Source organism: Pseudovibrio sp. Ad5 (assembly GCF_001623095.1).
Lineage (GTDB): Bacteria > Pseudomonadota > Alphaproteobacteria > Rhizobiales > Stappiaceae > Pseudovibrio.
Genome location: NZ_LMCH01000015.1, coordinates 118,657 through 139,801, shown reverse-complemented (window position 1 = coordinate 139,801; position 21,145 = coordinate 118,657). Strand labels below are relative to the sequence as shown.

Genomic DNA, 21,145 nt, shown 5'->3' with positions numbered 1-21,145 from the left:
TTATCCCTTCACCGATCCGGCCATCAGGCCTCTTACGAAGTAGCGGCCAGCCACGATGTACACGAGCAGTGTCGGCAATGCGGCGAGGATCGCTCCGGCAAAATGAACGTTATATTCTTTGACGCCCGTTGACGAACTGACGAGGTTGTTCAGCGCAACCGTCATTGGCTGGCTGTCCAGATCAGCAAACGAGGCACCGAACAGGAAGTCGTTCCAGATGTTGGTGAACTGCCAGATGACAGAGACAACAATGATTGGACCGGAACTTGGCAGCATGATGCGCCAGAAGATGCGGAAGAACCCTGCCCCATCAATCTGAGCTGCGCGGATCAGCTCTGTCGGGAACACCTGATAGTAGTTCCTGAAGTACAGCGTGGTGAAGCCGAGGCCGTAAACCACATGCACCAGCACCAGACCTGGTGTTGACCCTGCAATGCCGAGGAAGCCAAGCACACGCGCCATTGGGATCAAAACGATCTGGAATGGAATGAAGCAGGCAAACAGCATCAGACCGAACAGAATGGTATCACCCTTAAAGCGCCACTTGGTCAGCACGTAACCGTTCAAAGCACCCAGAACGGTTGAGATCGTGACTGCCGGGAACACCATTTTGAGGGAGTTCCAGAAGTACGGCTTCAGACCTGTTGGCTCTACGCCAATCTGTGCGCTGTTCCAGGCTTTAAACCAGGGTTCCAGCGTGAAGACCTGAGGCAGTGACATCATATTTCCGCCAGTGATCTCTGAAAGAGGCTTAACGGAGTTGAGTACCATAATGCCAAACGGCAACAGGTAGAATGTCGCGAACAGGATCAGCATCAGGTAAATGAATGCACGGGTGATGCGCCCTGTGCTGATGGCATTATCTGTCGAGGCTACGGACATTATTTTTTCTCCCGCAGTTCGGCATAAAGGTAAGGCACCATAATCGCAGCGATGGTCATGAGCATGATAACAGCGGAGCTGGCGCCAATGCCCATCTGGTTGCGGGTAAAGGTGTAGGAATACATGAAGGTCGCCGGTACTTCCGTCGCTCTACCCGGTCCACCGCCCGTCAATGCCACGACAAGATCGTAGGACTTAATGGCAAGGTGAGACAGGATCACGAAAGCAGACAGGAAGGCTGGACGCAGTTGCGGGATAATGATCCGGCGATACATGTTCCAGTTGGATGCCCCGTCGATTTGTGCGGCCTTCAGGATTTCGTTGTCGATGCCACGCAGTCCGGCCAGGAACATGGCCATAACGAAGCCACTTGTTTGCCAGACAGCTGCAATCACAACCGTGTAGATGGCGAAGTTACGGTCCTTGATCCAGTTAAACTCGAAGCTCTCCCAGCCCCATAAGTGCATTGTGTGCTCAAGGCCGATGCCCGGATCGAGAAACCACTTCCATGCTGTTCCCGTTACGATGAAGCTGAGTGCCATCGGATACAGGAAGATTGGACGCAAGAAGCCTTCTCCGCGGATCTTCTGGTCCAGAAAAATCGCAAGGCTCAAGCCGATGGCTGTACAGATTGCGATATACAAACCTGCAAAAATGCCAAGGTTTTTGATGGCAATGGACCAATGCCGTAGCCGGAACAGCTTTTCATAGTTCTCCAGTCCGACCCAGTCATAGACTGGCAGAATACGGCTTCCTGTGAAGGAAAGGTATACGGAGAAAATGATAAATCCATAGACAAAGACCAAGATCAAAGCCAACGAGGGTGATAACACCAGTTTGGGAATGAGATTTTGGAGTCTTGTCCGCAGGTCCGGTTTTACTGCCGTTGGCGTCGCATAGTCAGCGGCCATGGCAACGGATGAGTTGGTCTGATCGACCATGATCCCTGCCCCCAGATTCTATGTTGTTTTAGGAAAAATGGGGCCAACACATCGTCGGCCCCACTTAAAATTACTTAGCGATGGAGACAGCGTCTACCAGCTCATCAACAGCGGTAGCGGAATCGAACTCACCGTTAAAGTGTGCTGTTACAACGTCATAAATGGCGTTTTTAACAGATGCTGGTGCAGAGTGACCGTGTGCCATGGAACCATAAAGATTGCCGCTTGCAGCAGCTGCAGCCAGATCTTTCATGCCCTGTTTTGCACATGCATCAAACGCTTCGTCGGAAACGTCTGTGCGTGCAGGAACGGAGCCCTTCACCACGTTGAATGCAGACTGGAAGGCAGGAGACAGGATTGCGCTTGCAAGGGCAGCCTGCTCTTTAGACACTTCACCGCCCTGATCGAACATAGCGAACTGGTCAGCGTTGAAGGTTACCTTGTCCTGAGTGCCAGGGAAACGGAAGCAGAGGAAGTCTTCGCCCGGTTTTTTGCCAGCACCGAGGAACTCACCTTTTGCCCAGTCACCCATCATCTGGAAGCCAGCTTCACCGTTGATGACCATTGCAGTTGCAAGGTTCCAGTCACGACCAGAGAAGTTGTCGTCTACGTTTGCACGCAGAACGGACATGCGATCAAACGCTTCCTTCATGGTGTCGGAACCAAGAGCAGCTTCGTCCAGATCAATGAAGGCAGCTTTATAGAAGTCTGCGCCACCGGTGGCCATGACGATTGCATCAAACAGAGTTGCATCCTGCCAAGCCTGACCGCCGTGTGCGAGCGGCGTTACGCCAGCTGCTTTCAGCTTCTCAAGTGCTGCGGTGAACTCTTCCCAAGTGGTTGGAGTTGCAATGCCGTTTGCGTCCAGCACTGCTTTGTTTGCCCATACCCAGTTGGTGGAGTGTACGTTTACTGGCGCAGCAATCCACTTGCCATCGTACTTTGCAAAGCGTTGAAGTGCTGCAGGTACAACTTCGTCCCAGCCTTCTTTCGCTGCAACAGCGTTAAGGTCTGCCAGAGCGCCTTCTTTTGCCCAGTCCTGAATGTCGAAACCAAGCATCTGAACAGCGGTTGGTGCGTTGCCAGCGGTTACGCGTGCACGCAAAACAGTCATTGCGCTTTCGCCGCCGCCACCAGCAACAGGCATATCTGCCCAGCCAATGCCCTGAGTTTCCAGATCCTGCTTAAGAACGTTAAGTGCAGCTGCCTCGCCACCTGCTGTCCACCAATGCAGGACTTCCACGTCTGCTGCCAAAGATGGAGCAGCTGTTGCTGCCAACAGAGCCAGAGCCGATGTGGTTTTTACTAGTAGTTTGTGCATGTGTTGCCTCCCGATCACAACTTAAAATTTCTACACAAAAATACGACTAACATAGTACTTATAACGTTACAAATATCGGATCTGTCAATGCAAAAAGTGAACCCATTGACTTGAATGATCTTTTTTGTATGAAATGATACTCACCTATTTTGTTGTATCGTTATAACGAAGATCTAACTGTTTTACGGGAGGTAACTGGCTTCACATGTCGACACAAAAACCGCCAAATTCCTCCACTCATACCACCTCGAAACCTACGCAGAAGACAATTGCGGAGATCACCGGCCTTGCGGTGACAACTGTCTCGCGGGCACTTCAGGGTGATGAAAAGATTGCACAGGCAACCCGGCTGCGCGTAAGTAAAGTTGCTGAAGAAATCGGCTATGTTCCGGACCGCGCGGCGCAAAGATTACGCACCGGAAAGACTAAAGTAATCTCACTGATTCTTGACCCTCATAACGAGATTCTGGGGTTTGGGAACTCGCTGATCACAGGTGTGGCTCATGCATTGGCTGGGACTGACTACCATCTTAATGTGACACCGCAGTTCCTTGGCGGTGATCCGATTGAGCCTGTCGAATACATTGTGCGCAACAAACTGGCTGACGGAATCATCTTTTCGAGAACGCGGCCTTTTGATGAGCGGGTGCGTTTTTTGCGGGAACGCAGCTTTCCGTTCACCACACATGGGCGAACTGAATTCGGCTATCAACACTCATATGTGGATTATGACAACGAGAAGTTCGCTTACGAATCTGTCTTGCGGTTGATGCAAAAAGGGCGGCGCAGGATTTGCGTTATTCTACCGCCCAACCATTTCACGTTCTATCAACATCTGAATTACGGGTATATGCGGGCTATTCGGCAAGAAGGTTTGCAGTGCTACATTCCTGAAGGCATCAATCTTGATTCAGATATGCCGGAGATCTTTGAATGGGCACAGACGATTGCTGGAACCAGCGATGCACCGGATGGATTTATCTGCCCCGGTGAGACCTCTTTCCTCGCGATTGCGAACGGGTATCGGCAGGCAGGTAAAGAGCGTGGGCGGGATTTTGATGCGGTTGTGAAATCAAGCTCACAAACGCTGCATCAGATTGATCCACAGATCGACAATATCAGCGAGGATATTCGGCAGGCCGGTGCTTTGCTGGGAGCAAATCTGCTGAAGACGATGTTGCACCCGGACGGCCCGTTTGAACAGACCATCCAGGACCCAGACATCACATTCCCAGCTCTCAAATCCTATCAGGACTGAGTTCTCAGGACGCGACTTTCGGTGCTTCCTCTTCGATCCAGAGGTCATCGCCTTCCGGATAGGTAAAACCTGTTTCTGCGGCCAGTTGTTTCAGGAAACCGATCATGTAGTCGGTGCGTTCGCGCGCGACTTCACGGCCTTCCTTGGTTTGCATGGTTTTGTGCAGTTTGAGCAGTTTGAGGGCGAAATGATCAACGCCGAATGTCTTGTCGTCGAGATCACGGTCGCTGGCGAACAGGTCGCCACCATGGAACAGGTTAGAGTTCATGGTTTTGGCGATATAGAAAGTGCGGGCAATGCCGATTGCGCCGAGGGACTCCAGACGATCTGCGTCCTGCAGGATCTTGGCCTCAATCGTTTGCGGCTCGATTTCAGCTGAAAAGCTATGCGCTTCAATGGCGTGCTTGATCTTCTCGATTTTTGCTGCAGAAACACCCAGCACAATCAGGATCGGTTCAGCCGCGTAAGCTGACAGTTTGGAAGCCTTTGCACGGTCCGGTGAGTTCTTGGGGACATTGACCAGATCATGCAAGTAGGCAGCTGCGATCAGCACTTCCTCATCGCCCTCACCGCGACGCTGAGCGATGTCCAGCGCTGCCAGTTTTACGCGGCGCGCATGGTAGAGGTCGTGGCTGGCATCGTCACTCTGATCATGCGCTTTCAGCGCTGCTTCCAAATTCTTTTCGAACTCAATCATCGGAACTCACAGTTATCAAATAAGCCCGAAACCTACGTCAGGTCAGTGTGCATTTCGAGGCAAAACTGGTCTGAACCCCCGATAAAATTCCGCGAGTTCAGGCTGAGGTTATCGATCGCCGCTTACATGTTACAACCAAGCATCACGTCAACACTTCATTATCATGCTAGCGGTTTTTGGCGTTTGCAGCGTAGTTCATGACATTGAAGATGTAATTCTGCTCGATTGTGCCATCAAACAAGTGCGCCCATGGACCTCTTGCATAAACCGCAACATCTTCTCCCGAATGGGTTTCTGAGGGCGTTGGAAGCAAGGATTGCTGTTTGAAATCAGGGTCAGTTGCCTCTTCCTGTGACAACACTGAACGGGTGCCGAACCAGTTGTTTTCTTCTGTGAGAATTGAGCCGGGACCATTGAGATAGCTGGCGACAGAGTATGGTTTTCCATCCAGCATCAGGTGCATTTCATTGGTGTGTTTGACACCGTTGTTGTCGATGCCCATGCACAGCCCGTTGATCGGCGTACCGCGTCCGCAATAGCCGTTGAACGACAAAGTATGGGCATGATCCGCAGTGACGATGATCAGGGTGTCCTGATCGCTGGTCATTTCTTTGGCCATGGCGACAGCGTCCGCAAATGCGACACCGTCTGTGAGGGCACGATAGAGATTTCCGGCATGATTGGCGTGATCGACACGACCACCTTCTACCGTGAGATAGAAGCCGTTTTCATTATCCTGCAACACTTCGATGGTCCATTTCACCATTTCGGCCAGGGAGGGCTGATCTTTCCGGTCATACTCATACTGCATATGGTTTGCTGCGAAGACGCCAAGGACAGGTTTATCTCCAGACGGAGATAGATCATTAAAGGAAGCCTCATTCCAAGCATAAGATGCACCAAACGCCTTGGCTTCCTCAATCAGGTTGCGTCCATCCTTGCGATTTCCAGCAGTGCCCTCGATGGTCTTTTTGGTTTCAGGCAGCATATGGCGCTGCCCTCCTCCAAAAGCGATATCAATGGTGCCGTTCTTGATCTGCTCAAGCAGCTGCGCTGCAATATCCGGCACATCGCATCCCTCTGGCACGTCAGAATCGTCTTCAAACCTGCGACTGGCGACGTGGGCGTAGGCTGAGGCTGGTGTTGCGTCCGTGAGGCTTGCAGTTGAGATGATGCCGACCGCCTTGCCTTCTGCAGCCATCACTTCTGCAATGCTCGCGACACTGGCGCTTTCGACAGCCGAGCAGTCACCAACATTTAGTGTTTCATCGACACCGAGGACACCGGCTTTGGTCTTCACGCCTGAATGGAATGCTGTACCGGTTCCCGCAGAATCTGGCGTTTGGGCGTTCACATTGTAGGTTTTGACCAGTGCGCTGTGCGGAAAGGCCTCTTGTGGCAGAACATTTTCTTCGCCCAGCAATCCATTTTGCTGCCCCTGAAAGACCCGCGTTGCATAGTTTGTTGAGATGCCGTTGCCATCCGCGATCATCAAAATGATATTTTTGGCCGGTTTGGTGATCGGCTGCTGAGCAAGTTTGCTCTCAATCTCCGTCTCTGCGGCCTCAAACCATCTGTTGTTTTTTTGAGGGAAATCAGTCTCTGCCGAAGCATAGGATGCGGAACAGGCCAGCAGGAGCGCAACAAGTGGCGTTTTCATTTCAAATCCTCAAAAGGTGATGTTTCGGGCGCAGTGTGTACTTTACAATTCTTAGGGTTAGCTGTGCTGAACAGGAAGAATTCGAGTTAGTTTTCATCTTGATTGCAACGTCTCCGGCTCCTTCTGCGACAATCCGGCGCAATACGTATTTTTATGTAGACCACCAGAGTTGCCTGCTCCACACTTGGACTTTCTGGTTTAAAGACCATGAGGGGCACGCTTTGGGTAAGATTGATGACATGTTGGAGGAGGCGTGCACTGCGCGGCACCTTCCCGAACATCCGCTGCGCCAGGCCATTCTTGCAGAAGTTCATGCGCGTCCCTTCGTCCCCATGCATGGGGAGTGGCAAATTCTGCAATATGCCTTCATGGTCGAACAGGATAACAAGCAAGCAGAACAGCAAGCTGCGCTTCGTTTTATCTCAGAGGAAACGAGCACCACTTCAAAAGCCTCAGAGCACTATCTCCATAAGACGTTTGAAGGCTATTCTTTACGCTGGGAGCAACACAGCGAGTTTTCTACCTATGCTGTGGAACAGCCTCTTCCCTCAAGCTTTTGCGCACAAAATGTTTCTCTCTTTGCCAAGGGCCAGCTCACCCCTCCGGGGCAACTGATTGCAGCCGTTCAGCTTACGATAAAAGCTGCGGAACATCCCGAGGCTGGAGATCTGTCTGATGGGTTTGATCTGGCAAGCCTGAGTGTTTCCCAAATCATTGAAGGACGTGCGACGCTGGTCACCGACTTCAAGGCCGGTGATGATGGCATTGTTTCGTTTCTGCTGCTGGATCATGGGCTGTCTCCGTTGGAACTGGGAGCAACCGTGCGGCGTGTTCTGGAACTGGAGACTTACCGGACTCTCTCTTTGTTGGGGCTTTATGAAGCGCGGAAGCAGCAAACAGTTGTAAGCCGCATTGAGCAGGAACTCGTGGGCATAACCGCTCAACTGCGCAATTCAGGAGACGCCGAAGCACATTCTCTGGCGCATAACGAGGAGCTACTGGCAGATCTTTCTTCTCTTGCGGCAGATCTGGAAGCTTCTGCGATGGAAAGTCTTTTCCGGTTTGGGGCAACACGGGCCTATTCCGATATTGTCGGGCGGCGTCTGGACACTCTTGGGGAGAGCAACGTCTCTGGTTACGACATGATCGGGCGTTTTCTCAACCGCCGGCTCGCGCCAGCTATGCAGACATGCCGTGCTATTGAAGAGCGACAAGCTAACCTTTCGCGAAAGTTGACACGAGCTGTCGGCCTGTTGCGCGCCCGGGTGGATGTGGAGCTTGAACGACAAAACCGAGACTTACTGAAGTCGATGGATCAGCGTGCTAAGTTTCAACTTAGATTGCAGCAGACGGTGGAAGGGCTTTCGATTGCTGCGATCTCTTACTACGTCATCAGCCTGATCGGATACGCTTTGAAAGGCGCCAAGGCTGTTGGCTCCCCGCTTGATCCGGCTGTCGGTATGGCCGCATCTGTGCCGCTGGTGGTTGGTGTACTTTGGTATGCCTTGAGAAGGCTGAAAGCTGCACACTAGAGTTTGATGGCGGCGGTTATCGCCGCCATCCTGAACACTTACAGATAGGCCGCAGAGACCAGTCGCTGTGTGTATTCTGTCTGCGGCCGATGCAAAACATCGAGCGTGTTGCCAGCTTCGACAACGTTTCCGTGCTGCATCACCATGACGTTGTGACAGAGTGCTTTCACCACTTTCAGATCATGACTGATGAAGAGATAGCTCAGTTTCAGCTTCTCTCGCAGGTCTTTCAGCAGCTCGATAATCTGCGTCTGAATGGACAGGTCCAATGCAGAGGTAGGTTCATCCAGCAGTATGAATTTCGGTTTTAAAACGATGGAGCGTGCAATTGCGATCCTCTGACGCTGGCCACCTGAGAACTCATGGGGAAAGCGGTCCATGGTGCTGCGTGGCATCTGCACAGCATCCAGCGCTTCGGCCACCATGACCTGTCGTTCCTTATGGCTTCCACCGATGCCGTTGACCTTAAGGCCCTCACCCACAATCTCCCCCACAACCATGCGGGGATTAAGCGAGGAAAACGGGTCCTGAAACACAACCTGCAGATCAGTTCTAAGAGGCTTCAGCTCTTTTCTGGTGAGGTTGTCGATCCTGTTTCCATCAAAGGTGATAGTGCCAGAATCTGTTTTTAAGAGCTGAAGGATGGACATGCCCAATGTGGACTTTCCGGAACCTGACTCGCCAACAATGCCAAGCGTTTCGCCTGACCTGATGTTGAGTGAGATGTCGTTGACGGCCACCAGTTCTTTGGTTTTGCGCCTGAACAAGCCACCATGTTTTGAGGTGAACGTGACACGGACCTTATCTGCATCCAATAGCTCGTAGAGACCCTCCTCCAGTTTATCTGGCACACCGGATGGCTCACTTTCAATCAAGTGCCTAGTATATGGATGAGATGGTGTCTCAAAGACCTTATGGGTGCGTCCGGTTTCAACAATCTTTCCTGCGCGCATCACACAGACACGGTCACTCACCTGACGCACCACATTGAGGTCATGTGTGATGAGGATGATCGCCATGCGGTGGCGCTCTTGCAGCTCTCGCATGAGTTTTAGGATTTCAGCTTGGACAGTCACGTCAAGAGCGGTGGTTGGCTCATCTGCAATGAGCAGGTCAGGCTCATTTGCCAGTGCCATCGCGATCATGACACGCTGGCGCTGACCGCCGGAAAGCTGATGCGGATATTGACTGAATCTGGCCTCTGGGTCTGGGATCTTCACCTCATCCAACAGCCGGAGCGTTTCTTTTTTAGAGTCAGCCTTGGAGATTTTGCGGTGTGAGCGGATCATCTCAATGATCTGGTCCCCAATCCGGTACACTGGATTGAGGCTTGTCAGAGGTTCCTGAAAGATCATCGAGATGCGATTGCCGCGGATCTTTTGCAGCTCCAACTCACTCATGGTCGTCAGGTCTCGATCCTCGAAACGGATCATGGAACCTTGAGCCAGTGTCGCGTTTTCGGCGAGCATGCCCATGATTGCGCGGGCAGTCACAGATTTACCGGAACCGGACTCCCCAACAATGGCCAATGTCTCACCTTTTGCCACGGCATAGCTCACCCCTTTCACCGCTTCCACGGTTCCGATCACTGTTTTGAAGGTGACGGCCACATCGCGGATGGTGAGCAGGTCTTTGTGTTGTGTTTGGTCGATACTAGGCATTGCTGTAGGGATCCATTGCATCACGAAGGCCATCGCCAGCGGCGTTGAAGGCGAGTACGGAAATGATGATCATACCGACTGGAGCCATCATCCACGGCGCAGCGCTAAACGACTGGAAGTCGAGAATCTGGTTGAGCATGCTGCCCCAGGACACCATCGGCTGCTGAATGCCCACGCCCAGAAACGACAGAAAACTCTCCAGAAGAATGATCTCGGGCAGCTGGTAGGTTGCCCAGACAATGATGTGCGAAGATGTGTTGGGAACGATATGTGCGCCAATGATACGGCTGCTTGAGGCGCCAACGGCTTCTGCTGCGCGGACATATTCCAGATTGCGCATGGAGAAGACTTTGCCGCGCAGCTCGCGGCAGAGATCTGCCCATCTGAGCAAGACGAGGATGCAGGCGAACATGATAAAGATCGTCACCGGCTCTGCCCGCCTAGGCAACAAGGCGACCAATGCCAGATAAAGCGGGAGGTCCGGGAAGGCCTTGATGAACTCGACCATTCGCTGGACCACAAGATCATACAGGCCACCGAAGTATCCTGAACTCACTCCAAGAATGATCCCGATCACGCAGGCAGATCCCATCACCATGAGCGCCATGAGCAGTGTGATGCGTGTACCAAAGATCATGCGTGAGTAAACGTCACGGCCCAGATTGTCAGTGCCGAGGATATGGAACTTGCTGCCATCTGTTGTGCCAAATAGATGTGTTGTGAAGGTGAGACCCAGAAACTTCCAGGGTTCTCCTTCCACGAACAAAGCGACATGCGAGATTTTATCAAAATCAGGAATAAACGTGATCTCAAAGGTTTGCATGTTCATTTCTTCTTTGAAGCCCGTAACATACGGCGTTGTCAGGCTGCCATCAGGCGCGAAGAAATGGAGCGTTTGCGGTGGTGAGTACAGCGCTGCCCGGTTGGCAGTTTGCGGCCCATACGGCGCGATGAAGCCCGCGAAAATAGCTGTCAGGAAGATCAGCATACAGGCGATGAAACCTACCATGCCGTATTTGTTACGGATGAAGCGACGAACGACGAGACCCCAATAAGAAATAGAGGGCCGGTCTTCTGCCAGTTGCTGAGCGTCTACGCTGCCGTGTTCGATTGCGTCGGTGTCGATCTGGGTCATCACGCGTTTCCTTCCATAGCAGCTTGACGGACACGCGGATCAATGAGAGCGAGCAGCAAATCTGCAACCAGATTTCCGACAACCATAATGGTGGCAACGAGCATGAAAATTGCAGCGACCACATACATGTCGCGCTCGGCAACTGAGGAGAGGATCAGCGGGCCAATGGTTGGAACACCCAGTACTATTGCGATCTCAATCTCACCTTTGACCATGTACTCAAAGCGGCTGCCGATGTTCATGATGACAGGGTGCAGCGCATTGGGGATGGCATGCACCAAGATGATGCGACTGCGAGACAGGCCTTTGGCGCGAGCTGTTTCGATGTATTGAGATTTCATCACATCCAGCAGGTTGCCGCGCATCATGCGCAAGGTATAGGCCTGCCCGGCCCAGATGGAGATGAGCAAGATTGGCCAGACGTGTTTAAAGAAGTCCCAGAGCTTATCGAGCGACCAGTAGTCTTGCAGCAAATACTCGGGTGATTGCAGTGCTCCGATGTAAGGAGAGTGCCAGACGAAGGCGAGATAATACAGAATTATCAGCGAGATAACGAACTTCGGAATAACAATGCCAAGGAAGGCAACAATTGTCGAAATGGTATCGCCGAGCTTGTACTGGTTCATGGCTGCGTAAACACCAAGCGCACCGCCAATGAACTGAGCCAGCACCATGGCAGTGAAGGCCAGAGCAAGTGTGCGCGGCAGACGCAGACCGATTACTTCTGTGACCGACTTGGAGAAGAAAAACGAGTCTCCGAAGTTGCCAGCAGTGACGATGCCAACAATCCATCGCCAGTATTGCACGACAACGGGCTGATCCAGCCCTAACTGTGTGCGTAAAATTTCTGCCTGAGGTTCCAAAACTGCACGTGACTGTCCGGTTTGGGCGGCTGTTGTCGCCATCCACATGTCAACATAGTCACCTGGAACAGCTTGTATGATCGCGAAGGAAACAATGGAGATCCCGACCAACAAGACCAGTGTTGCAGCTGCACGTTGCGCTAAAAAGCGTAACAAGCCCATTTATCTAGCCCTCCCAGCTATTGAGCATTTATTGCTTATTGCGTTGGAAGGCGGGCCAGAATTGACCCGCCTTTCCTGCCTTAGTGCACGTCGCGTTCATTTACATTCACGCATAGCGCTCTAACATCTTTGTTGGAGCGAATTCTTGTCGTTTGATTGAATCCAATCAAACGGAACGCGCTCTAGTATTCAGCGATCGTTCCTGGGAGGAGTTCTTTCAACTGCTGATCCTTTGGTGTCCAGAGGCGCTCGCGCACAACACCATCTTCTGCCCATTCAAACATGTTGACGGGTGTGCCCGGATGCGCGTTCCTGATGCGTTTGTTGACGAGAAGCGCAGCAGGAGCCTGAACGGTGCCAATGGTGTAGGCATTCTCAGTCCACAGACGCTGGATGGTTTTGGCTGCATCAGCTGCTTCAACCGCATCCCAGGTGGACAGAATGGTCTGATAGGCATCGACCATCTCGATTTCAAAATCCATCAGGTTTCGCGTACCATCTGAACCAGGAAGATGCCGGTCAGGACAGCTGTTTGCGATTGGCAGATGGAAACAGGTTTCACGAGTTGGAAGCGCCCATTCTTTCCGGCGTATCAACATGTTGAAATCACCGTTTTTCGACGCTGTATCAATTGTATCCACGTTGCGGATCAACACACGAATGCCTGCTTCTGCCAGCATCAGAATGATCGCATCCGCCTGTTTTTTATCAGTGACTTGCCGCCGATCTGTCGTCATGTCGATTTCCAGATCAGCCCCTGAGCCTGGCATGTTGCGAATGCCGTTGCCATCGGTGTCTTTGAGGCCCAAAGCATCCAGCATGGCGTTGGCTTTTACCAGATCATACGGGTAGTAGACGGTGCTGTCGTAATCGTAATACGGAGATCCGCTGGAGAAGCCACCAGAGTATGGATACATGAACGGACCACGCGCTACTGACTGGCCGATCGCCTGACGATCAAGCGCATGACTGAGGGCAACGCGGAAGTCTTTTTGCCGGAAGAACTTGCGGAGTTCAGCGTCCACTTCATCCTGAACACCGTTTGTTTCAGAGAAGTTCAGTTCCAGACGCCACGAGAGAACACGTGGGCCAAAGTTGGCTTTAACCGGTGCATCTGCAGACAATGTCTGCTTGAGTGCTTCCACGAAGTTGCCCGGGTTTTCCATATTGGAAAAATCAGCAGTCCCGGCGACAGCTTGCGTTGTGCGGTCTGACCAAGTGGACAGTTTGAAGTGCATCTCGTTCAGGTATGGCAGCTGATTGCCAGCTTCATCTGTTTTCCAATAGAACGGATTACGGCGCAAGATCACCAGTTCATCCGCCTTGTGGCGCACTGGCACCCAGCCTCCCAGAACAACTGGTGGAACTGCGTCCGCAGGCATTGCATTGCGATAGTCTTCGTAACTGGCATCCTTGTTGTATTTGGGATGTTTCGTTTTGAGTGTGTGCGAGGGACCGGGGCAGCCTTGAATATAGGCCAGAGATTTCAGGATTTCCGGGCCTTGTGGTTTGGCGAAAGTGAACTTGAATGTGTAAGCATCAATCACTTCAAGCGTTGTACCCTCACCAAGGCCACCTTTTGGCAGACGGGATGCAATGTTCTCATCCTGAACGTTGTCGTCCCACCAAAAACGGATGTCTTCTGTATCAAAGGGATCACCATCGGACCATTTGATGCCTTCAACCAGATGCATGGTCAGTTCGGTTTTGTCGTCGCTCCACTCCCAGCTTTTAGCTAGGTTTGGTAGCGGACCGGACTGCTCCTCTGCCTTTACCTGCCAGAGCGGGCCGTTGCGTACCAGACATTCCTGAATGGCCATATTGATGCCGCCCCAGCCCTGATGCTGACCAGCGAGCCAGTTCCAGCCTTCCGGACGACCGCCGATGACATGACGGAATACTCCGCCGTAAACGCCGATCCCCTCAGACATGGCTTTGGTTGACATAACCAGCGGCTCTGCTGGTAGTCGCTCGCCAACAGGTGGCAACTTGCCTGCCTTGACCAGTCCACTCAGGAACGGGGCTTCGCTATAGCCCTCCAGTTTCTGATAGGTCCACAAATCACTGCGAGACAGCAGATCATATTCCAATGTGGACATGGACTGCTCAACCGGCATTTTGTCGGCCAGTGCTGAACTTGCCGCGATTGCACAGGCACTTACACCTGCTGCTAAGCAAAGTTTAGACACAAGGTTTGTTGAAGACATCAATTCCTCCCCCATTTCATTACTCCCAACACCATCATGGCCACCCGCGCCGTCTCTTTTCCTCCGGCTTTCTATTCATAAATTCCGATTTTCTTCGTAGATGCTTTTAAACTGCGTATTTCTCTATACTATACACATGGGAGAATATTGAGAGCCGAACTCTCGTATTAATATCGATTCATTCGGCTTTTCAAATATTGACGCAAGAGGAGGATGTGTAATTGAGTATTAGCGATGACATATATCGCCAATATCTGGATCAGAGTGTCATACCCTCGACAGATAATTTCCTGATTATGCGCCATAAGCCTCACGTATTCTCCAAAAGGCCTTATCATCACCATGCCTCTATTGAAGTGAACTTCCTGATTAACTGTGAAATGGACTATTCCTTCTCAGGAAGTCATGTGACTGTTCACCCCGGTTACATGATTTGCTTCTGGGGCGCCGCGCCGCACGGTGTTGTTGGGGTGCGCGGGGATGGCGATATGGTCAATCTCTACATCTCCTTTGCACAAATATTGCAGTGGGGTTTGCCCACACGCATCACTGATGCACTCATTTCAGGAGATGTGATTTGCAACAAGGCGCCCTGCCCGATTGATGCGGTGCGCTTTGGCCATTGGGCAAGCGAGTTCAAACGAGATGACATCAACTGGCGCAAACTGGTTCTGAGTGAGATCTCGTCGCGGTTTACGCGTCTGGCGCTGGACGGTTGGAACACACTGCATCATGACTACCGTCAGTCCAGCACGGTGGTTGGTCGCGGAAAGTCCATGTTGCATATGGAAGAGATGTTGCGGTTCATTTCAGAGAACCACACCTCGGACATTTCTGTCTCTGATGTTGCTGAATGTGTTGGCTTATCGCCGAGCCATGCAATGACTTTGTTCAAGCGCATTGTAGGGCTACCGATCAAGGAACATTTGACGCGCGTCCGGCTATCCCATGCACGCATGTTGCTTGCTGAGTCTGAAATGAAGATCTTGTCCATCGCTATGGATGCCGGGTTCAGGTCTCTTTCGAGCTTTTATGAGGCGTTCCAAAACCACTTCAGCACGTCTCCAGCTGCGTTTCGCAAAAAGGCCAGAAACATTGGCAAGATATAGCGGGCAGCTGCCTACCCGCTACTTTTTCTTTAACCTGTCACGACAACGCCGCCATCAATGACAAGGGCTTGGCTGGTCATCATACGACTGGCTTTAGATGCCAAAAACAGTGTTGCATCAATAATATCGTCCGGTTCCAGATGCTCCTTCAAACACTGACGGCCCAGATGGGCTTTCAGATCTTCCGGTGTTGCCCAAAGGTCTTTCTGGCGCTGTGTGAGGACCCAGCCCGGCATCAAAGCGTTGACGCGGATGTTGTCTGGTCCCAGCTCACGCGCCAAAGCTCTGGTCAGACCAGTGATGGCTGCTTTGGACGCTTCATAAGCCGGATAACCTGCGTTGCCCATCATGTAGGAAATGGATGAGAAGTTGATAATGGAACCACCACTAGCTGCTTTCATGCCTGCGGCAGCGGCCTGAGCGGTAAAGAAATGAGGGCGCAAGTTCACATGCATAGACGCATCCCATTGATCTACCGTAAATTCTTCAAGGGTATGGCGAGTGTCGTTGGCAGCATTGTTGACCAGTACGGTAATCGGGCCATGGGCCTTTTCCGCCTGTTTGATGGAAGCTTGAAGAGCATCAACATCGGTGACATCACACTTGATGAACAAAGGTGCGACACCGTGTTTTTCCTTCATCTGCTCGGCAAATTCTGAAGCATCAGAGCGTTGTACAAAGGCGACTTTGGCACCTTGTTGCATGAAGCCATCAGTGAGGCTTGCGCCGATCCCTGCTCCGCCGCCGGTGATGAACACACTTGCGTCCTTCAGATCATGGAAGGTGACGTTCCCAGACATTTATTCCCCCAGGGAGTGCTTGGCACTCATCTTTGATATATCAGAATATACATAAGCGGCAGCCTCGTTTCAGGCAACCGCTTATGTCATCGCATTCTCTAATTGGCAGCGCACTTGCTATGCAGTTTCAAGCACTTGCTTCTGCGTCCAAGCTGGCAACCAGTCTTTATGCGCTTCCAGAAGCTCGTCCACCATGGCCCAGATTTGGTCCAGATCCAACTCCGCAGCGGTGTGCGGATCAAGCATTGCAGCGTGATAGATATGCTCGCGCTTCTCCGTCATGAGTGCCTCAACAGTCAACTCCTGAGGGCCAATGTTTGTACGCATCAGAGCAGCCAATTGCGCTGGCAATTTTCCAATGTGCGTTGGCTGGATGCCGTTGCGATCCACAAGACACGGCACTTCAACTGCGCAATCCTGTGGCAGCGAGGTGATGTAGCCTTTGTTTTGTACGTTGCCGTAAATAACTGCTGGCTCACCAGTCCAGATGGAGTTCATGATCGTTGAGGCGTATTCATGGCTGCGCTCTACTTCAATGCTCTCTGCATTTTTGTAGTCTTCCACCTGAGATTTCCAGCGTTCAATCTGCTCCACACAGCGGACCGGGTATTCGTCGAGCGGAATGGAAAATTTCTCCAGCAGGTCTGGGCGGTCACGTTTGATAAACCACGGAACATACTCAGCAAAATGCTCTGAGCTCTCCGTTACGAAATGGCCAAGACGGGTCAACATCTCGTAGCGCACTACGTTCTGACAGCGTGGGTTCCACGTGGATGGTTTCGGATAGCGGCCTTCACGGTAGCCTTCTATCAGCCTTGGAGTGAGATCCTCAAATGTGCCGTCTTCTTTGATCTCTTCCAGATACTGATAGAACGCCATGTGATTGATGCCTGCACATCTAAAGCGGATATTTGCAGGATCGATATCAAGGTCGTGCGCCAGCTCTTTGACAGTGCCCTGAACAGAGTGACAGAGGCCTACCTGTTTGATTTGTGGGTATTTATGCGCGATGGCCCAGGTGTTGATCGCCATTGGGTTCACGTATTGAAGCATGACCGCATCCGGGCATACTTTGAGTATGTCTTCGCAGATACTCCAGAGGTGTGGAACGGTGCGCAGGCCGCGCATGATTCCGCCGATGCCGAGGGTATCCGCGATGGTCTGGCGAAGGCCGTATTTCTTTGGAATTTCGAAGTCGGTGACCGTGCACGGCTCGAAGCCACCAATCTGGAAAGCAACGACTACAAAGTCAGTAGAATCAAGCGCTTCCATCTGATTGGTGTGCGTTGAAACTGTTGCGCTCACTCCCAGCGTCGAAATCAGTTTACGCGCTACAATTTCAGATTCACCAAGGCGTTCCTCGTTGATATCCATCAGAGCAACATGCGCTCCAGAGAGCGCTGGACGCTGCAGAATATCACCGATGATGTTCTTCATAAACGTGGTGGAACCGGCACCAATAAAGGTGATTTTGGGGTTTCGGGCCATGCTTTTCTCCCATTTTCTGAAGAGCTCGCCAGCACTTCAGATTGCATAGTTCTTGAGGGGATAACCAGACAGCCTTGAGACGGGCGTCTCTGAGCTGTCCTTTGATGAAAAACTATGGATCAGCGCCTCTCTTTTCTTCCTGTTTTCTATTCTAAATTTCCGGAAACCACGGCAATTCTGGCTCTGTTTTGTATTATTGACCTCAAAATCGCACGTATTGGCTACGCCATCACCTCTGTTGCCGACGCCAGTTTAGAAGAGATAAACCCGTTATTCTCCAAAATCTTAGCCGTTATAAAGAGGTATTCTTCGCCATAACGCGGGCCGATGAGCTGGATACCGATTGGAATGCCGTCCTGGGTGTCACGTGTGGGGATACTCATGGCGGGAAGGTCAAAAAAGTTTACAGAGCCGAGGTAGGTGTTTGTTTTTGCTATCTCTTTAAGGCTATCAACGGATTTGATATCTGCACCTGCCTCAAATGCGTTTTTTGTGCAAACGGGTGAAAGGATTACGGGATATTTGCGTTGAAATTGGTCAATCAGGCGATGGTAGTGCGATCTAGCGGCCAAAGCCTGCGCATAACCGTGATAGTCCATGGGCGGCACCAATTGCGTGTAGTACTCAAATATTGCCTGTAGTTGCTCTGAGCCAAAACGGTCGATCACGCTCTCCTTCTGGAGTGCGACTTCGGTGATCAAAAGCGATGTGTAGTGTGTGTAGGCTTCTTCGATAAAATCAATGCTGGTGTTATCCACCTTGTACCCCTGCTGCGCCAGTACCTCGCCTGCTTGCTTCAGAGCTTCATTGATTTTCGGGTCAGCATCCGGTGGTGTGATGAGTGCGACCCTGTTTGGGAAGATCTTATCCTCAATCATATCCGGCAGTGACCATGTATCCAGATCGGAATAGCCTTTCATCACATCGTAAGCGAGTTTGAGATCATCAAGCGAGCGTGCGAGTGGTCCTTGTGCTGAGGAGAGCTGGATGGTGATTGGGCGTTCTGCAGCTCCGGTGGCATTGTAAAACGGTATGCGTCCATGAGAGGGGCGCAAGCCCAGCACACCGCAGCAAAAGGCTGGCAGGCGTATGGAACCGCTGAGGTCGGACCCATGGGCGATGTATCCGACGCCAGCTGCCAGTGAGCTCCCTGCTCCACCGCTTGAACCGCCTGGTGTGCGGGATGTATTCCACGGGTTGAGGGTCTGGCCGAACAAAGTGTTGTCCGTATGAAAGCGCCATGACATTTCTGGTGTGTTTGTGCGCCCAATCGGAATTACTCCTGCCTGTTTCAATCTCTGGACAAGGGGAGCGTCCTGCTTAGCAATCAGGCCAGCAAATGCTTTCACACCGTTGTTTGTGGAGGCGCCAGCCTGATCGATGTTTTCTTTGATGGTGACGGGAATGCCGTGGAGTGGACCTAACGGCTCACCGCGCTGCACCGCCTGGTCTGCCTGCTCTGCTGCCTGACGGGCCTGATCATCAAAGCGGGTGGTGATGGCATTCAGATGCGCGGTTTCATCAATGCGCGTCAGATGCTGCTCTATCACCTCACTGCATGTGATCTGCTTGTCACGGATTGCTTGAGAAACTTCGATTGCCGTCATTTTGAAGATATTTTCAATCATTTACGAGTTCCTCAGCTTACAAGAAAGAGTGAGAGATCAGGCAGGAAGGTAACGAGCAGCAGCACGCAGAGCATGATCAGGACAAATGGAATGACTGACCTTGTGACAGTCCAGAAGCTTTCCCTGAACGCCTGGGAAGCAACCACGAGATTGATGCCGACAGGTGGTGTCAGCAGGCCAATCTCCAGATTGATGATCATGATCACACCAAGATGCACTGGATTGATGCCGTAGATTGTTGCGACGGGAAGCAGAATGGGTGCCATAATCAGCAGTGCAGAGATGATCTCCATAAAGAACCCAACCATCAGCAGAAGGATGTTGAGGCCGATCAGGAACATCCATTTTTCTTCCACGTGCGCGGACAGCCATTGTGCCAGCTGGCTTGGCACCTGCTCTGTTGTCAGCACCATGTTCAAAGTCGCGGCGATGGCAAGAATTGGGAGCAGGCCACCGAGCATCTGGGTTGTGTGAATGACAGCATCCCAGAGCTGGGCCAGTGTGAGCTCTTTATAAATGAACAGCTCGACAACGAGCGCATAGGCCAAGGCGATGGCAGCACTTTCTGTGGCTGTGAAGTATCCGGAGTAAATGCCCCCAAGCAGAATGACCGGCATGAGCAGGGACCAAATTCCGTTGGTGATTGCACTGCCTGCTGCGCTCACGTCAAAGCCTGTGCGCGGGATCGTTCTGTTGGCCCAGGCTGAATAGATCGCCAAAGCGATGGTAAGCAAAAGCCCTGGAATGACGCCCGCCAGAAACATGTCAGTGATCGAGGTTTCTGTGACCAGACCGTAAATGATCATGGGAATGCTGGGCGGGATGACAACACCGAGTGTTCCTGCACTCGATAGCGCACCCAGAGAATAACTGGTGGAGTACCCCTGCTCTCGCAGTGCCGGGTACAGCACAGACCCAACCGCCAACAGCGTAACCATGGAGGAGCCCGAGATTGCAGCAAAGAAAGCGCAGGAGAGGATTGTTGCTACACCGAGACCTCCTGACAAAGATCCAGTCAATGCTTTGAGGACTGTGACGAGCCGCTCCGCAATGGCACCGCGGCTCATGATGGAGCCGCACAGCAAGAAAACGGGAATGGACAGAAGCGCTTCGCGATCCAGCGCGGCCCAAAAGTCCTCCGCCATGAACATCAGCTCGCCATCGCTATAAAGGAGCTGTACTGCCCCGCCGAGCACCATCAAGATAACAATGAGGTTCTGCCGCAAGATCAGCATCACCAGAACAGCGAGTGTGAGAAGGAGCGCATAGGTCATGCCGCATCTGCCTCTTCTGGCTTCAAAGAGGGCGACAGCGCAAAGCCGAAATATCTGAGGGCATTGGAGCAGAAGGCGTAGGGCATGATGGACTGGAACCACCAGAGCGGCCAATCCACCACGGGCACCAGGAACCCGATTTCATAGGAGGACTGCACGAGCCCAAACGAGACATAGCCCGCGAGCAGGAAGAGCGCCCCGCTCAAAACGTCTCCCAGTCGCTGCAGAAGGTTTTGCCATGTTGCCGGCAACAGCTGGTCAGTGATCTTGGGGCGGATGTGGTTGCCGGTGAATGTTGCAAGGCCAAGGCCCAGCATGCCAGCAAAAATAGCTGCAAACAGCGCGATCTTGCTGCTGTGCATCAATGAGAGATCAAAAAACTCTCGTGCAACGACATCAGCCAGCATGGCTAACACCACGATAATGTAGGCCAGAGCAGCAAGTGTCGCTTCAAATCGGTACAGCAGCTGGAAAAATCGCTTCATGCAAATTGAAAAGAGCCCTCAAAATGTAGTGGGCTCTTCCTT

The 21,145-nt window shown here is 52.0% G+C and carries 17 protein-coding genes; 3 read left to right on the top strand and 14 right to left on the bottom strand.

Features of this window, described 5'->3' with window-relative positions; genetic code table 11:
* From PsAD5_RS09395 to PsAD5_RS09385, 3 genes are all read right to left on the bottom strand, one after another.
* Positions 1-882, bottom strand: a complete 882-nt coding sequence (locus PsAD5_RS09395; protein ID WP_057465290.1) for a carbohydrate ABC transporter permease — start codon at positions 880-882, stop codon at positions 1-3.
* Positions 882-1,793: a carbohydrate ABC transporter permease gene (locus PsAD5_RS09390; RefSeq protein WP_063292117.1), complete on the bottom strand. Its 912-nt coding sequence runs from the start codon at positions 1,791-1,793 to the stop codon at positions 882-884. Before PsAD5_RS09390 ends, PsAD5_RS09395 begins: the two co-directional genes overlap by 1 nt.
* A gap of 100 nt (positions 1,794-1,893) precedes the next feature.
* Positions 1,894-3,144: an ABC transporter substrate-binding protein gene (locus PsAD5_RS09385; protein ID WP_057465291.1), complete on the bottom strand. Its 1,251-nt coding sequence runs from the start codon at positions 3,142-3,144 to the stop codon at positions 1,894-1,896.
* 205 nt (positions 3,145-3,349) lie between these two features.
* Between PsAD5_RS09385 and PsAD5_RS09380 the strand changes: the two genes are divergently transcribed.
* Complete coding sequence (locus tag PsAD5_RS09380; RefSeq protein ID WP_063288510.1) at positions 3,350-4,402, top strand: LacI family transcriptional regulator; 1,053 nt, start codon at positions 3,350-3,352, stop codon at positions 4,400-4,402.
* Positions 4,403-4,406: 4 nt separating this feature from the next.
* On the opposite strand, the gene PsAD5_RS09375 is transcribed toward PsAD5_RS09380, so the two are convergent.
* Both PsAD5_RS09375 and PsAD5_RS09370 read right to left on the bottom strand, forming a co-directional pair.
* Complete coding sequence (locus PsAD5_RS09375; RefSeq protein ID WP_063291918.1) at positions 4,407-5,099, bottom strand: HD domain-containing protein; 693 nt, start codon at positions 5,097-5,099, stop codon at positions 4,407-4,409.
* A 166-nt stretch (positions 5,100-5,265) separates the two neighbouring features.
* The gene (locus PsAD5_RS09370; protein WP_063291917.1) at positions 5,266-6,759 is read right to left on the bottom strand and encodes an alkaline phosphatase; all 1,494 of its coding nucleotides are present in this window, start codon (positions 6,757-6,759) and stop codon (positions 5,266-5,268) included.
* 221 nt (positions 6,760-6,980) lie between these two features.
* On the opposite strand from PsAD5_RS09370, the gene PsAD5_RS09365 reads away from it, so the two are divergent.
* On the top strand, positions 6,981-8,291 hold the full coding sequence (locus PsAD5_RS09365; protein WP_063291916.1) for a DUF3422 family protein: 1,311 nt from the start codon (positions 6,981-6,983) through the stop codon (positions 8,289-8,291).
* A 38-nt stretch (positions 8,292-8,329) separates the two neighbouring features.
* Here the strand turns inward: PsAD5_RS09365 and PsAD5_RS09360 are convergent, their stop codons facing one another.
* The 4 genes from PsAD5_RS09360 to PsAD5_RS09345 form a co-directional block, all read right to left on the bottom strand.
* Complete coding sequence (locus PsAD5_RS09360) at positions 8,330-9,952, bottom strand: ABC transporter ATP-binding protein (protein WP_063291915.1); 1,623 nt, start codon at positions 9,950-9,952, stop codon at positions 8,330-8,332.
* On the bottom strand, positions 9,945-11,087 hold the full coding sequence (locus tag PsAD5_RS09355; RefSeq protein ID WP_063291914.1) for an ABC transporter permease: 1,143 nt from the start codon (positions 11,085-11,087) through the stop codon (positions 9,945-9,947). Before PsAD5_RS09355 ends, PsAD5_RS09360 begins: the two co-directional genes overlap by 8 nt.
* On the bottom strand, positions 11,087-12,112 hold the full coding sequence (locus PsAD5_RS09350) for an ABC transporter permease (RefSeq protein ID WP_063291913.1): 1,026 nt from the start codon (positions 12,110-12,112) through the stop codon (positions 11,087-11,089). The genes PsAD5_RS09355 and PsAD5_RS09350 overlap by 1 nt, the downstream gene beginning before the upstream one ends.
* A 182-nt stretch (positions 12,113-12,294) precedes the next feature.
* Positions 12,295-14,319, bottom strand: coding sequence for an ABC transporter substrate-binding protein (locus PsAD5_RS09345; RefSeq protein ID WP_063291912.1), 2,025 nt, complete (start codon positions 14,317-14,319; stop codon positions 12,295-12,297).
* Positions 14,320-14,540: 221 nt separating this feature from the next.
* On the opposite strand from PsAD5_RS09345, the gene PsAD5_RS09340 reads away from it, so the two are divergent.
* On the top strand, positions 14,541-15,428 hold the full coding sequence (locus tag PsAD5_RS09340; protein WP_208988558.1) for a helix-turn-helix domain-containing protein: 888 nt from the start codon (positions 14,541-14,543) through the stop codon (positions 15,426-15,428).
* Between the two features lie 29 nt (positions 15,429-15,457).
* Here the strand turns inward: PsAD5_RS09340 and PsAD5_RS09335 are convergent, their stop codons facing one another.
* From PsAD5_RS09335 to PsAD5_RS09315, 5 genes are all read right to left on the bottom strand, one after another.
* Positions 15,458-16,228: an SDR family NAD(P)-dependent oxidoreductase gene (locus PsAD5_RS09335; protein ID WP_063291910.1), complete on the bottom strand. Its 771-nt coding sequence runs from the start codon at positions 16,226-16,228 to the stop codon at positions 15,458-15,460.
* A 117-nt stretch (positions 16,229-16,345) separates the two neighbouring features.
* Positions 16,346-17,716 (bottom strand): alpha-glucosidase/alpha-galactosidase, encoded by a 1,371-nt coding sequence (gene melA / locus PsAD5_RS09330; RefSeq protein WP_063291909.1) that lies wholly within the window; start codon positions 17,714-17,716, stop codon positions 16,346-16,348.
* Between the two features lie 221 nt (positions 17,717-17,937).
* Entirely contained in the window at positions 17,938-19,344 is a 1,407-nt protein-coding gene (locus PsAD5_RS09325; protein ID WP_063291908.1) for an amidase, read from the bottom strand.
* 11 nt (positions 19,345-19,355) lie between these two features.
* Entirely contained in the window at positions 19,356-20,618 is a 1,263-nt protein-coding gene (locus PsAD5_RS09320) for a TRAP transporter large permease (protein ID WP_063291907.1), read from the bottom strand.
* Positions 20,615-21,103 carry a TRAP transporter small permease gene (locus PsAD5_RS09315; protein ID WP_063291906.1) on the bottom strand — a complete coding sequence of 163 codons (489 nt, stop codon included), beginning with the start codon at positions 21,101-21,103 and terminating at the stop codon, positions 20,615-20,617. Before PsAD5_RS09315 ends, PsAD5_RS09320 begins: the two co-directional genes overlap by 4 nt.
* Between the last annotated feature and the right edge of the window lie 42 nt (positions 21,104-21,145).